Annotated in this window: 12 protein-coding genes; 9 read left to right on the top strand and 3 right to left on the bottom strand. The window is 74.5% G+C overall.

Annotation, left to right across the window (positions count from 1 at the left end):
- The first annotated feature begins 184 nt into the window (after positions 1–184).
- The 4 genes from ABZ449_RS29975 to ABZ449_RS29960 all read left to right on the top strand — a co-directional run bounded on the left by ABZ449_RS29975 (position 185) and on the right by ABZ449_RS29960 (position 3886).
- Positions 185–325 (top strand): hypothetical protein, encoded by a 141-nt coding sequence (locus ABZ449_RS29975; RefSeq protein ID WP_360352442.1) that lies wholly within the window; start codon positions 185–187, stop codon positions 323–325.
- A gap of 86 nt (positions 326–411) precedes the next feature.
- A complete protein-coding gene (locus ABZ449_RS29970) occupies positions 412–1023 on the top strand; it encodes a nucleoside triphosphate pyrophosphatase (protein ID WP_360352440.1) in 612 nt (203 codons plus the stop codon).
- 117 nt (positions 1024–1140) lie between these two features.
- On the top strand, positions 1141–1875 hold the full coding sequence (locus ABZ449_RS29965; protein ID WP_360352439.1) for a hypothetical protein: 735 nt from the start codon (positions 1141–1143) through the stop codon (positions 1873–1875).
- A gap of 235 nt (positions 1876–2110) precedes the next feature.
- Positions 2111–3886, top strand: a complete 1776-nt coding sequence (locus tag ABZ449_RS29960) for a biotin carboxylase N-terminal domain-containing protein (RefSeq protein ID WP_360352437.1) — start codon at positions 2111–2113, stop codon at positions 3884–3886.
- A gap of 120 nt (positions 3887–4006) precedes the next feature.
- Here the strand turns inward: ABZ449_RS29960 and ABZ449_RS29955 are convergent, their stop codons facing one another.
- Positions 4007–4999, bottom strand: coding sequence for a DeoR/GlpR family DNA-binding transcription regulator (locus tag ABZ449_RS29955; protein ID WP_360352435.1), 993 nt, complete (start codon positions 4997–4999; stop codon positions 4007–4009).
- 200 nt (positions 5000–5199) lie between these two features.
- Entirely contained in the window at positions 5200–6654 is a 1455-nt protein-coding gene (locus ABZ449_RS29950; protein WP_360352433.1) for an NAD(P)H-quinone dehydrogenase, read from the bottom strand.
- Positions 6655–6752: 98 nt separating this feature from the next.
- Between ABZ449_RS29950 and ABZ449_RS29945 the strand changes: the two genes are divergently transcribed.
- Complete coding sequence (locus ABZ449_RS29945; protein ID WP_224284955.1) at positions 6753–7190, top strand: gamma-glutamylcyclotransferase; 438 nt, start codon at positions 6753–6755, stop codon at positions 7188–7190.
- A gap of 48 nt (positions 7191–7238) precedes the next feature.
- On the opposite strand, the gene ABZ449_RS29940 is transcribed toward ABZ449_RS29945, so the two are convergent.
- Positions 7239–8201, bottom strand: a complete 963-nt coding sequence (locus ABZ449_RS29940; protein ID WP_360352432.1) for a hypothetical protein — start codon at positions 8199–8201, stop codon at positions 7239–7241.
- Between the two features lie 227 nt (positions 8202–8428).
- Between ABZ449_RS29940 and ABZ449_RS29935 the strand changes: the two genes are divergently transcribed.
- From ABZ449_RS29935 to ABZ449_RS29920, 4 genes are read left to right on the top strand one after another with little or no spacing between them, the layout of a single operon-like run.
- Entirely contained in the window at positions 8429–10654 is a 2226-nt protein-coding gene (locus ABZ449_RS29935; RefSeq protein ID WP_360352430.1) for a cache domain-containing protein, read from the top strand.
- A 21-nt stretch (positions 10655–10675) separates the two neighbouring features.
- Positions 10676–12202 (top strand): poly-gamma-glutamate synthase PgsB, encoded by a 1527-nt coding sequence (gene pgsB, locus ABZ449_RS29930; RefSeq protein ID WP_360352428.1) that lies wholly within the window; start codon positions 10676–10678, stop codon positions 12200–12202.
- Complete coding sequence (locus tag ABZ449_RS29925) at positions 12199–12681, top strand: poly-gamma-glutamate biosynthesis protein PgsC/CapC (RefSeq protein ID WP_189916166.1); 483 nt, start codon at positions 12199–12201, stop codon at positions 12679–12681. The genes pgsB and ABZ449_RS29925 overlap by 4 nt, the downstream gene beginning before the upstream one ends.
- A gap of 17 nt (positions 12682–12698) precedes the next feature.
- A complete protein-coding gene (locus ABZ449_RS29920; RefSeq protein WP_360352425.1) occupies positions 12699–13799 on the top strand; it encodes an NlpC/P60 family protein in 1101 nt (366 codons plus the stop codon).
- Positions 13800–13857: the final 58 nt, after the last annotated feature.

The raw sequence follows: 13857 nt of genomic DNA, 5'->3' as shown, positions 1-13857 counted from the left end.
CCCGCGGCCCGCCGGGGGGTCACCGCGGGGGGGGCGGGGGGGGGGGCGGGGGGGGCCCGCCGGGGGGGGGGGGGGGGGGGGGGGCCCCCCCCCCCGCTCCGCGCGCTGTCGGGCGCCCGCTTTGCCCGGAACCTGAGTACGGATACTCAGGCGCCCGCACTCCCGCGCGGCGCACTCTGGACGGGTGCTCTGGTCAGATCCCCGCGACGAGCCCTCGCCCGAGGCCCGTCGGATGCAGGTGCGGATGCAGCGGGCCGGCAAGGTGCTCGCCGTCCTGGTCCTGGTCGGCGCCGTGCTGATGATGCTCTCCCAGCCGTTCAGCTGAGCCCTCCGGCCCGGCCCTCCGGCCGGGCCGTCCCGCCGGGCTGTTCACCCGAACGGCGGACACGGGCACCCCCTACGCTGGTGGGCATGACCGACCAGCGCACCCTCGTCCTCGCCTCCGCCTCCCCCGCCCGCCTCGGGCTGCTGCGCCAGGCGGGCCTCGACCCGCGCGTGGTGGTCAGCGGCGTCGACGAGGACGCGATCACCGCCGCCACCCCCGCCGAGCTCGCGCTCGTCCTGGCCGAGGCCAAGGCGAAGGCCGTCACCGCCGAACTCTCCGACGGCGAGCTGGTGATCGGCTGCGACTCCGTCCTGGAACTGGACGGCCTGGCCCTCGGCAAGCCCGCCGACGCCGCCGAGGCCCTGGCGCGCTGGCAGTCCATGCGCGGACGGGCCGGCGTGCTGCGCACCGGCCACTGCGTGATCGACACCACGACCGGCCGGCAGTCCTCGGCCACCGCCTCCACCACCGTCCGCTTCGGCACCCCGGACGACGACGAGATCGCCGCCTACGTCGCCTCGGGCGAGCCGCTGCACGTGGCCGGGGCGTTCACCCTGGACGGCCGCTCCGCGCCGTTCGTCGACGGCATCGACGGCGACCCGGGCAACGTCATCGGCCTCTCCCTGCCGCTGCTGCGCCGTCTGCTCGCCGACCTGGACGTGCGCATCACGGACCTCTGGGCCCGCAACGACGGCTGACCGGACGGTCCGGATCCGACAAAATCCGGGCAGCATGCCTGGGTCAACCGGCCGACGACAGCGGGATTCCGCCCCCCATAAGCTGGCCGCGGTCCCGAACGGGAGGGGGTGCGGCAGGTGACCGACAGCGTGCTCAACGTGGTGCTCGGCCTGGTGGCCAGCGCGATCAGCGCCGGTCTCGGCTGGCTGGCCCAGGTGCTGCGCCGACGCCGCAAGGTCGAGCGGGTGCGGGCGTTCCTCGGCCTGCCGAACGGCAGCGAGTGCCTGATCGTGGTGCCGCGCAGCATCGGGACGGGCTCGCACGCCAACACCGTCACCCGGCGCGACGCCTACGCGCTGATGTGGCTGGCCGGGCTGGTCGAGGAGTGCGGGGCGCGCCCCGAACTGGTCGCCCACGACGCCGCGCACCGCGGCCTGGGCACCAAGACCGAGCTGTGCCTGGGCGGTCCGGTCAGCAACGAGCGGATGGCCGCGCACCTGGCCTGGGGCCTGCCGGGGGTGCTCGTCACCTCCGGACCGGGCCCCGGCAGCAACGTGATCGTGGTGGGCGAGCGCGACTACACCGCCGACCGCGACCAGGCGCACGCCCTGCTCGCCCGGCTCGCCACCCCGGACGGCGGCCGCCCGGTGTTCCTGGTCGCCGGCCAGACCGGCATCGCCAACCAGGCGGGGGTCCGCCACCTGGTCGCGCACCACCGCGAACTCGCCCGGAGGTACGGGCAGGACGGCACCTTCGCGCTCGTCCTGCGGGTGGTCAACCCGGAGGCGTACGGACCGGACATGGTCGAGGTGGCCGCCGACGTGACGGCCGAGGCGCTGCGGCGTCCCACCGCCCGTTCCGGTGCCGCTTGAACGGTCCGCGCGGGACTGTGGCCCATGCCACGTGCCGCCACGCCGCCCGCCGGTCACCCCCCGTGGCCCCCTCCGGCACCGGCCGCCCCGCGCCGACCTGCGAAGTCGTCCGCGGGGCCGTCCGCCGGGGTGGGAAGCCCATCACCGAGCGTGTGGGATAGTTCACAACCTGGGGCTACTCGCCGGTACCGCCCAGGAATCCATAAACTCAACGAGGTTCAAGAAGGGAGCCACAGTGCGCAAGGTGCTCATCGCCAACCGCGGGGAAATCGCCGTCCGCGTCGCCCGGGCCTGCTCGGACGCCGGTATTGCCAGCGTCGCCGTCTACGCCGAGCCGGACCGGGATGCGCTGCACGTCCGCGCGGCCGACGAGGCTTACGCGCTGGGCGGTGACACCCCCGCTACCAGCTACCTGGACATCGCCAAGGTCCTCAAGGCGGCCGCCGACTCCGGCGCCGACGCCGTCCACCCCGGTTACGGGTTCCTGTCGGAGAACGCCGACTTCGCCCAGGCCGTCCTCGACGCGGGTCTGATCTGGATCGGCCCGCCGCCGCAGGCCATCCGCGACCTCGGCGACAAGGTGACCGCCCGGCACGTCGCCCAGCGGGCCGGTGCCCCGCTGGTGGCCGGCACGCCGGACCCGGTCACGGGCGCCGACGAGGTCGTCGACTTCGCCCGGGAGCACGGCCTGCCGGTCGCCATCAAGGCGGCCTTCGGCGGTGGCGGCCGCGGCCTGAAGGTCGCCCGCACGCTGGAGGAGATCCCGGAGCTCTACGAGTCCGCGGTGCGCGAGGCCGTCGCCGCCTTCGGCCGCGGCGAGTGCTTCGTCGAGCGCTACCTGGACAACCCGCGGCACGTGGAGACCCAGTGCCTGGCCGACAAGCACGGCAACGTGGTGGTCGTCTCCACCCGTGACTGCTCGCTGCAGCGCCGCCACCAGAAGCTCGTCGAGGAGGCGCCCGCGCCGTTCCTGACGGAGGAGCAGAACGCCGAGCTGTACCGGGCGTCCAAGGCCATCCTGAAGGAGGCCGGCTACCAGGGCGCCGGGACCTGCGAGTTCCTGGTCGCACTGGACGGCACGATCTCCTTCCTGGAGGTCAACACCCGTCTGCAGGTGGAGCACCCGGTCACCGAGGAGGTCACCGGCCTCGACCTGGTCCGCGAGATGTTCCGGATCGCCGACGGCGAGGAGCTCGGCTACGGCGACCCGGAGGTCCGCGGCCACTCCTTCGAGTTCCGCATCAACGGCGAGGACCCGGGCCGCAACTTCCTGCCCGCGCCCGGCACCGTGTCGCTGTTCGCCCCGCCGTCCGGCCCGGGCGTGCGCCTGGACTCCGGAGTGGAGACCGGCTCGGTCATCGGCCCCGCCTGGGACTCGCTGCTGGCCAAGCTGGTCGTCACCGGCCGCGACCGCAAGCAGGCCCTGGAGCGGGCCCGCCGCGCGCTGGCCGAGTTCAAGGTGGAGGGCATGGCCACCGCCATCCCGTTCCACCAGGCGGTCGTCACCGACCCGGCGTTCGCGCCCGAGGTGCACGGCAGCGACGAGCCGTTCAAGATCTTCACCCGGTGGATCGAGACCGAGTTCGACAACACCATCCCGCCGTTCGCCGGCGCGGCCGGTGACGGCGAGGAGGCCGAGACCCGGGAGACCGTGGTGGTCGAGGTCGGCGGCAAGCGGATCGAGGTCTCGCTGCCGTCCTCGCTGGGCGTCGCGGCGGCCCCGGCGGCCGGTGCGGCGGGTGCCGCCAAGGCCAAGCGCCGGGTGGGCGCCAAGAAGGCCGGCTCGGCCGTCAGCGGTGACACCCTGGCCTCGCCGATGCAGGGCACCATCGTCAAGGTCGCCGTGGAGGAGGGCCAGGTCGTCGCCGAGGGCGAGCTGATCGTGGTCCTGGAGGCGATGAAGATGGAGCAGCCGCTGAACGCCCACAAGGCGGGCACCGTCTCCGGCCTCAAGGCCGAGGTGGGCGCGAGCGTCAGCAGCGGTGCCGCGCTCTGCGAGATCAAGGACTGACGCCGTCCCAGGACGGGCGCCTGCCCTCGGACCGGTCCGTACGCCCTGCGCGGGTGTGCGGACCGGTCCCGTTTCCGAGGTCTGCCGGGAGCGCGGCTCGCGGGGCGGCGCCGTACGGGCTCAGCGCCCGCGCGGCAGGCCCAGCTCGGCCAGCCGGGCCGGCATGCCGCCCGGGCCGGCCGGTCCGCCGTGCGCACCGGGGCGGCGCTGGCCGGGCAGCGGGGCGCCGCCGGGGGGCGGGCCACCGCGGCGGGCCATCGGGCCGGGCTGGGTCTGGTGCACCGGGCCGCTGCCGGTGCCGTGCACCGGGGCGTCGCCGCTCGGGCCCGCGCCCAGCGGGGCCAGGTCGACCTGCACCCCGCAGTCGGCGAGCGCGTCCAGTTCGCGGGCGGTGGTGTCGTCCGCGGTGGCCTGCTCGTCGGTGACCAGCCGGGTGATGGTGTCGGTGGTGACGGTCTGGAACATGCCGGCCGCGCCGAGCTTGGTGTGGTCGGCGAGGACGATCACCTCGGCGGCCGCCAGCACCATGGCCCGGTCCACGCTCGCGGACAGCATGTTCGCCGTCGACAGCCCGCGCTCGGCCGTCAGCCCGCTGCCGGAGATGAAGGCCTTGGAGACCCTCAGCCCCTGGAGGGCCTGCTCCGCGCCGCTGCCCACCAGCGCGTAGTTGGAGCCGCGCAGGGTGCCGCCGGTCATCACCACCTCGACCCGGTTGGCGTGCGCCAGCGCCTGGGCGACCAGCAGCGAGTTGGTGACCACCGTCAGCCCGGGCACCCGGGCCAATCGGCGGGCCAGCTCCTGGGTGGTGGTGCCGGCGCCGACCACCACGGCGTCGCCCTCCTCCACCAGGCCGGCGGCGAGGTCCGCGATGGCGCTCTTCTCCGCCGCGGACAGGTGGGTCTTCTGCGGGTAACCGGGTTCGCGGCTGAAGCCGCCGGGGAGCACCGCGCCGCCGTGCCGGCGGTCGAGGAGCCCTTCTGCCTCCAGCGCCCGCACGTCACGGCGCACGGTCACTTCGGAGGTCTGGACGACGCGGGCCAACTCCCGGAGCGAGACGGCTCCGTTGGCGCGCACCATTTCGAGGATCAACTGGCGACGTTCTGCAGCAAACACAGAACCGACGGTAACGTGCGTGACCGTCTGCTTTCAGGCGTTTGCAGCTGGTAGCGGGAATTGCTCACGCACGAGCGGCGCGTGACCGTACAATACGCGCCGTCGACGGACCCGGGACTGCGCCCGCCGTCCGGGTGACGGCCATGCCCGCGCGAAGGCGGCCGCCGATCGGCAGCCGCCCCCAACTGTGCACCGGACGCTCAGGATTCGCCGTCGGCCCGCTTGCGGATGTGCAGCTGCCGGGCGGCCTCGGCGGTCGAACCGGAGACGGACGGGTAGACGGTGAAGGCGCTGGCCACCTGTTCGACCGTCAGATTGGCGTCCACCGCGAGCGAGATCGAGTGGATCAGCTCGCTGGCCCGCGGGGCGACGACCACGCCGCCCACCACGATGCCGGTGCCCGGGCGGCAGAACAGCTTCACGAAGCCGTCCCGGATGCCCTGCATCTTCGCCCGCGGGTTGCCGCGCAGCGGGAGCTTGACCACGACGGCGTCCATCTTGCCGCACTCCACGTCGGCCGCCGTGTAGCCGACGGTGGCGATCTCCGGGTCGGTGAAGACGTTGGAGGCCACGGTCTTGAGGTTCAGCGGCTGCACCGCGTCGCCGAGCGCGTGGTACATGGCGATCCGGCCCTGCATGGCCGCCACCGAGGCGAGCATGAAGACGCCGGTGCAGTCGCCCGCCGCGTAGACGCCGGGGGCGGAGGTGCGGGAGACCCGGTCGACCTGGATCTGGCCCCAGTCGTTGAGCTTGACCCCGGCCTCCTCCAGGCCCATGTCGGAGGTGTTGGGGATCGAGCCGACCGCCATCAGGCAGTGGGTGCCCTCGATCACCTTGCCGTCGGCCAGCATGACCTCGACCCGGTCGCCGATCCGCTTGACGCTCTCGGCCCGCGAACGGCCCATCACGTTCATGCCGCGGCGGCGGAAGACGTCCTCCAGCACCTCGGCGGCGTCCGGGTCCTCGCCCGGCAGCACCCGGTCGCGGCTGGACACCAGGGTCACCTTGGAGCCGAGCGCCTGGTAGGCGCCGGCGAACTCGGCGCCGGTCACGCCGGAGCCGACCACGATCAGCTCGCGGGGCAGCTCCTCCAGGTCGTACACCTGGGTCCAGGTGAGGATCCGCTCGCCGTCCGGCTGCGCGTCCGGCAGCTCGCGCGGGTGGGCGCCGGTGGCGATCAGCACGGCGTCGGCGCGCAGCGACTGCACGGTGCCGTCGGGCGCGTCCACCAGCACCTCGCGGGAGCCGTCCACGGCCTGCCCGCCGGTGCCGAGCCGGCCGCGGCCGCGCAGCACGGTGACGCCGGCCCGGGTGACGGACTGGGTGATGTCGTGGGACTGCGCGATGGCCAGGCGCTTCACACGGCGGTTGACCTTGCCCAGGTCCACGCCGATGACCCGGGCCGCCTGCTCGACCGGCGGGGTGTCGTCCGCGACCAGGATGCCCAGCTCCTCGTACGAGCTGTCGAAGGTGGTCATCACCTCCGCGGTCGCGATCAGGGTCTTCGACGGAACGCAGTCCGTGAGCACCGCCGATCCGCCCAGACCGTCGCGGTCGACGACGGTCACCTCCGCGCCGAGCTGAGCGGCCACCAGAGCCGCCTCGTAGCCGCCGGGTCCGCCACCGATGATCACGATCCGAGTCACGTTCCCCATTGTCCCGCACGCCGGGACCGCCGCCACGCCGGGGTCCGGGCTCCGTACGTTCGTCCAGTGGCCGCGGCCCGCCCGCCGCCCGGGCTACGCTGGCCCCCATGCCCCTTTACGCCGCGTATGCCACCAACCTCGATGCCCGGCAGATGACCCGCCGAGCCCCGCACTCCCCGCTGCGCGGCACGGGGTGGCTAGCCGGCTGGCGGCTCACCTTCGGCGGCGAGCAGCTCGGCTGGGAGGGCTCGCTGGCCACCGTGGTCGAGGACGAGAAGGACCAGGTCTTCGTCTCGCTCTACGACGTCGCGCCGATGGACGAGGAGGGCCTGGACCGCTGGGAGGGCGTCCAGCTCGGCATCTACCGCAAGATCAAGCTGCGCGCGCAGACCCTGGACGGGGACATCCCGGTCTGGACGTACGTGCTCAACGACTACGAGGGCGGCCTGCCCGCGGCCCGCTACCTCGGCCTGATCGCCGACGCCGCGGAGAGCGCCGGCGCCCCGCACGACTACGTGATGGACCTGCGCCGCCGCCCCTGCTGACCGCCGGGCCCGCCGCCGGGACGGACCCCAGGGCGTGACCGGCACGCCCTACGGCCGGGCACCCCAGCTGCGCGCCGTCTCCGCCAGCACCCCGGCCACCACCGCCCGCCGGGCCGGCTCGGTGCGCAGCCCGTTGCCCAGCTCCACGTGCAGCCACGGCACCCCGACGCCGGCCGCGAACCGGCCCTCGACGTTCGTGGTGCCCTCCAGCTGCCCGCACTTCTCCCGCCAGGCCCGGCAGACCGCGTACCCGGCCCGGCCCAGCCCGGCGGCGGTCAGTTCGGCGGCCGGGCCGGCCTGCCCGGCGCCGCTGGAGACCACCGCGTCCTGCCCGGGCAGGCTGCCCTCGTCGAAGCCGTGCACCTGGATGCCGGGCAGTCCGCGTCCGCCGAGCGCCTCGACCACGGCGGCGAACACGGTGTCGGAGCGGTGCGCGACGTCCGAGGAGCCGTCCGCCCCGGCCCGGCGGTGCGCCCCGGCGAGCACCAGCACGCCCCCCGGCGCGGCCCGGAACAACTCCACGCCGAGCGCCTCGGTCCGGGCGTCCGACACCGGGTGGGGCACCTGTACGGACCAGTTCGCGCGGGCCGAGAGGTCCAGGTAGACCCGGCCCCAGCCACGGCTCCCGGCCGTGGTGCCGTCGGCGATCTCGGCCACCCGGCGGCCGGTCGCGGCCTCGGTGAACTCGGTGAGCCGGTAGCCGACCCGGGCCAGCTCCCGGCCCGCCTGGTCGGGCTGCCCGTCCAGCGCGCCGAGCACGCCGTCGGCCACCGCCCGGCGCTGCGCCGCGTCCGGTGCGGTGTACGGGCCGCCCGGCGCGAAGTCGGCGGTGTACTCGTCCACCCGGGCCGCGAGGTCCACCGGGGCCGGGCCGGAGGGCACCGACCGGACCACCCGCGGCCGATCGGCCCGGCCGCGCGCGGCCAGGGTCAGCACCCCCGCGAGCGCCGCCAGCACCAACAGCACCGCCACCGGCAGCAGCAGTGTGCGTCGCGAACCCCGAGTCTCCATGGCGGTCGAACCTACCGTGCCCGCCACCGCGGCCATGATCCGCGCCGGAGACCGGCGAACCGACACCCAAGCGGCACCGGATCGCAACCGGTACGTGACAACTTTTCGCGAAAGCCATTCGTACGCTGGTTCGGCTTGAACCATTCTTGATCATCGCTTGACCGGGAAGGCCGGCCGCCGCCTCCCGGAGCACGGCACGGCGAGCCCGGAGAAGAACGAGGCCCCTCGTGAGCACGGCACCGAACCCGCCGCGGCAGCACCGCTACCGCCGCCGTGCCGACATGCCACTGCTCGGAGGCATCCGCCCGCCCATCGTGCTGCTGCTGGTCCTGCTGCTCGCGGTCGCCGCGATCACCGCCCTGGCCGTCGGCGGACTGAGCGTCGACGACACCCCGCAGGCCGTCCGCGAGTCCCACCAGTACGCCGCCGAGGACACCGCGGCCTCGCTGCGCGCCGGACTGCACGAGAGCGCCACCGACCTGGGCCGGGCCGCCGCCCGCTACGAGAACGCCCCCGCCGAGCCCGCCGCGGTGCTGACCGCACTCGGCCAGGCGTACCACAAGTGGCGCGGCACGGTGGTGGTCCGCCCCGACACCGGCCGACTGCTGGCCGCCCGCGGCGAGACCGTCCCGCTGGCCGGACTGGACCTCACCAAGGTCACCGACACCGCGCCCGCCCCCGTCCTGGTGCCCTCGACCGCCGGCACCCGGCTGCTCACCTTCGCGCTCGTCGCCACCAAGGCCGACGGCCGCGCCCTGCTGGTCGCCTCCGACAACCTGCGGCTGCCCGGCATCGCCACCCGCAAGGAGCAGACCATCCAGGTCCTCGACGCCACCGGCGCCGTCCTGGACACCACCGGCGCCGCGCTCACCGCCGACGGCGACCGCAAGGTGGTCACCGCCGCCCGCGAGCGCGCCGCCCGGCAGCACCCGGCCCCCGGCGAGACGGCCTCCGGCAGCCTGGCCGGCAGCCCGGACGACAAGGGCCTGCGCCGGGTCGCCGGCTGGGCCGCCGTCGCCGCCCCCGGCGGGCACGACCCGGCCACCCCGCTCGGCCTGACCGTGGTCTCCACCAGCACCATCGACGGCAAGCCCGGCAACCTGCGCCACCCCATGCTCGGCCTGGCCGCCGCCGGCGCCCTGCTCGTCCTGGCCCTGCTGCTCGCCTGGTACCTGATCCGCAGCCTCCAGCGCCCGCTGCTGGGGCTGTTCCTGGAATCCCGCCGGCTCACCCGCGGCGACCGGCTGGAGCAGCCGGTGCGCGGCCCGAAGCGCGGCGAGGCGGGCCGGGTCGCCCGCGCCCTGGAGGAGTTGCGCCGCCAGCTCCTCGACCCGGCCCGCCCGCCGGCCGACGCCCCCGCCCGCGGGCGCCGCCCCGGCACCGCACTGCCGCTCGCGCTCTGCGCCGTCCTGGTGCTCGGCTGGTCCGGCCCGCTGCTGTTCCTCGGCGGCAACGACCCGACCGTACGGGTGCCCACCCAGGTCGTGGCCGGCCAGCGCGACCGCACCGACACCGCCGCCGACCGGATCCGCCAGGCGCTCAACGAGGGCTACGCGGACCTGCGTTCGATCGCCCCCTCGCTCACCGAGGCCTCCGTCGGCAAGGCCGAGAGCCTGCTGCGCGACACCCTCGCCGAGCACGACCGCTACCGCTCGCTCTACGTCCTCGGCGCCGACGGCGCGGTGCTCGCCCACGCCGGCGAGGCCCCGCACCGCACCGGCCCGGAGGCCCTCGGCGCGAGCGGCGTGCTGCTGCTCAACAGCTCTGGCAAGGAGCCCCGGATCGCCGCCCGCGCGGCCCTCACCGCCGCCCCGGCCGACGCCGAGGCGGAGGGCGCCCCGGAGCCCAAGGGGCCGGTCCTGATCGGCGAGTTCAAGACCGACTTCCTCAGCGGCCTGCTGGTCCGCCCCGGCCTCGGCCGGGTCTGGCTGGTCGACGACCGGCAGCGGGTGCTCGCCGCCAACGAGGGCTACACCTCCTTCGGCGACCTGCCGGACGGCCGGGCCCGGAAGATCCTCGCCGACGCCGGGAAGTCCGCCGCCGCCGACGTGCTCCGCGACGGCGGCGACCCGGCCCTGCTCGCCGCCGCCCCGCTCGGCGGCAACGGCAGCGTCGCCAAGCTCGGCTGGTCCGTGGTCACCGCCCACTCGGTGGCCTGGCTGCACCTCGACCAGAACCGGGCCGACCGGCGCGCGATCCTGGCCGGCATGCTCGGCCTGGCCGCCGCCGCGCTCTGCCTGGGCTGGCTGTACATCGCCGTCGGCCTGCCGCTGCGCCGGCTCGCCGCGAGCGCCGAGGCGCTGGCCGCCGGGGACCGCCGCACCGTGCTCTACCCCGTCCACCACGACGAGGTCGGCGCCGTCGCCCGCAGCCTGGAGCTGATCCGCCAGGAACTGGTGCGCGCCGAGCTCGCCGAGCGCGCCGTCCGCCGCACCCCCGCCACCGCCCGCTGAGCCCCGCCCGAAGGACCTCCCGTGCTCTTCCTCTACCTCGTGCTGCTGGTGTGCTGCACCGTGCTGCTGGTAGCCGGCATCGTCGAGCAGCGCCGGCACTTCACCGCGCTGGAGGCGATCCCGACCCGGGTCCTGGTCAACGGCATCCGCGGCAAGAGCTCGATCACCCGGCTGTGCGCGGGCGCGCTGCGCGGCGGCGGGCTGGTGACGGTCGCCAAGACCACCGGCACCGCGGCCCGTTTCATCCACCCGGACGCCACCGAGGAGCCGGTCTACCGCAAGTTCGGCATCGCCAACGTGGTGGAGCAGATCGGCATCGTCCGCCGCGCCGCCACCTACCGGCCGGACGCCCTGGTGATCGAGTGCATGGCCGTCATGCCGGCGCTCCAGGAGGTCAACCAGACCAAGCTGATCCGCTCCACCATCGGCGTGCTGTGCAACGTCCGCGAGGACCACCTGGCCGAGATGGGCCCGACCCTGGACGACGTCGCCCGCTCGCTTTCGCGCTCGATGCCGGTCGGCGGCGTGTGCGTCACCGCCGAGCAGGAGCGCGCGCACATCCTGCGCGAGGAGGCGGCCAAGCGGGACTGCCGGCTGATCGTGGTGGACCCGGAGACGGTCACCGACGAGGAGCTGCGCGGGTTCAGCTGGTTCACCTTCAAGGAGAACGTGGCGATCGCCCTCGCCGTCGCCGAACTCCTCGGTGTGGAGCGGCAGACCGCGCTGCAGGGCATGTGGGCGGCCCCGCCGGACCCGGGCGTGCTGTCGGTCGACCGCTACCGCACCGCGGACGGCAAGCGGCTGCGCTTCGCCAACGTCTTCGCCGCCAACGACCCCGAGTCCACGCTGATGAACGTCCGCCAGCTGGAGGACCTCGGTGCGATCCACCGCCCGCTCAACGTGGTGATCAACTGCCGCCCGGACCGGGTCGAACGCAACGGCCAGATGGGCCAGATCGTCCCGGACCTCGACCCAGACACGGTCTTCCTGATCGGCCACCCCACCAAGAGCGCCCGCGACGGCATCCCGGCCGGCTGGTCGGGCCGGGTGGTCGACCTCGGCGGCGACAAGCGCGACCCGGAGCGGCTCACCGCCGAACTGCTGGCCGAGCTCGGGCCGGACTCCTCGCTGGTGGCCGTCGGCAACATCCACGGCCAGGGCGAGCTGTTCCTGGAGGAGCTGGCCCGGCTCGAACCCGACGAGGCCGCGGACGCGCCGGAGGCCCCGGAGTACGCCTACCACGAGCCCGAACCGCTCTACCCGGAGCCGGACTACCCCGGGCCCGCGTACGACGCCGCCCCGGAGCCGTACCCCGAGCCGGCCCGGTACGCCGCCCCGGATCCGTACCCCGAGCCGACGCAGTACGCCGCCCCGGATCCGTACCCCGAGCCGACGCAGTACGCCGAACCCGCGTACCACCCCGAACCGCCCCCGTACGCCCGACAGGCGCCGTACACCGAGCCGGTGTACTACCCCGAGCCGCTCCCCGACTCCTGGTACGACCCCCACCACCGCACCACCACCGCCCCCTACGGAGACCAGCCGTGATCCCCACCGAGCTCACCCCCGAGATCGCCGCCATCGGCATCGCGCTCGGCCTGGTCTTCTCGCTGGTCTGCTACCTGACCACCAACCTCTCCCCGGGCGGCATGATCACCCCCGGCTGGCTGGCCCTCACCCTGGTCGAGTCCCTCCAGCGGGTGGCCATCGTGATCGGCGTGACGGTGCTGACCTACCTCGCCATCCGGGTCGTCCAGAAGCTGGTGATCCTGTACGGCAAGCGGTTGTTCGCCGCCGTGGTGCTGATCGGCGTGCTGCTGCAGGCCACCGTGATGCTGGTCCTGCAGCGCGAGCTGCCCACCCTGTACGCCAACCAGACGCTCGGCTTCATCGTCCCCGGCCTGATCGCCTACCAGCTGGTCCGCCAGCCCCGGGCGGCCACCCTGATGGCCACCAGCACGGTGACGCTCGCCAACTACGTCGTCCTGACCGCCGGCGTCCTGCTCGGCGCCCTGCCCGGCACCTGATCCCGACGGGAACCCCCATGCCAGTGACCCGCAAGTCCCTGCTCAGCGGCGGCCTCGCCGTGACCCTGCTGGCCGCCAGCGGGTACCTCACCGTCCAGCTGCGGGACCGCGACCGGCAGCCCGCGGCCGGCAGCAGCGCGCCGCTGATCACCGCGGCCGCCGCGCCGAGCCCCGCCACGGACGCCGGAACCGCCCGGGCCGCCGCGACCGCCCAGTACCGCTACGAGCGGCTGGCCGGACCGGACCGCACGGTGGTCCGCGACGCCCGCGGCGGCGTGGTCGCCACGCTGACCGACAACGCCCGCACCGCCGTGCTGGCCGGCCCCAGCCGCACCTTCGCCGAGCCGGGCACCACCACCGCCACCGTGGTGACCGACAGCTGGGTCCGGCTGATGCCGCAGGCCTGGAAGCCGGGCGCGGAGCAGGAGGGCTGGTTCCGCACGTGGTTCCAGCAGTCGCTCGGCTCCACCGCCGACGACGTCCTGGCGGCGGCCACCCAGTACGTGGCCGGGTCGCCCGCCGAGAAGGACGCCAAGGGCGTGCGCTTCAAGGGCGACGCCTCCTTCGGCCCGCTCAACCCCAACGGTTCGGCCGGCAACGACCTGCGGCTGGAACAGACCGACTTCTTCGACTACCTCGGCGTTCCGTACACGTTCGCCGACAAGGTGACCAGGCAGCCCGACAAGACCCGCTACGGCGCTTTCGACTGCTCGGGTTTCGTCCGGATGGTGTACGGCTACCGCTCCGGCTACCCGCTGCTCTCCAAGGACGCGTCCGGCCCCGGGCTGCCGCGCACCGCCAACGGCCTGGCCCGGATGGGCCCGGGCGTCCCGGTGATCCCGCTGGCCACCGCCGCCGGCTCGGACACCACGCTGCGCCCGGCCTCGATCGACCCGCTGCAACCCGGCGACCTGGTGTTCTTCGAGATCGACGCCCGCACCGGTGCCCGGCTCGACCACACCGGCATCTTCCTGGGCCTGGACACCGACGGCCACCCCCGGTACATCTCCAGCCGCGAGGAGGCCGACGGCCCGACCTTCGGCGACAAGGGCGGCACGGCGCGGCTCGACGACAACGGCATGTACGCGAAGGGGCTGCGCAGCGCGAAACGGCTCTGAGCCGCGGGCCGTCCACGCATACCCCGGAGGCGTGAAAGGCCGGGTGTGTGGAAACCGA

The sequence above is a fragment of the Kitasatospora sp. NPDC005856 genome, from assembly GCF_040629945.1.
In the GTDB taxonomy this organism is placed as follows: domain Bacteria; phylum Actinomycetota; class Actinomycetes; order Streptomycetales; family Streptomycetaceae; genus Kitasatospora.
Note: the sequence above shows the minus strand (reverse complement) of the source record. Positions and strands in the feature narration are given on the sequence as shown.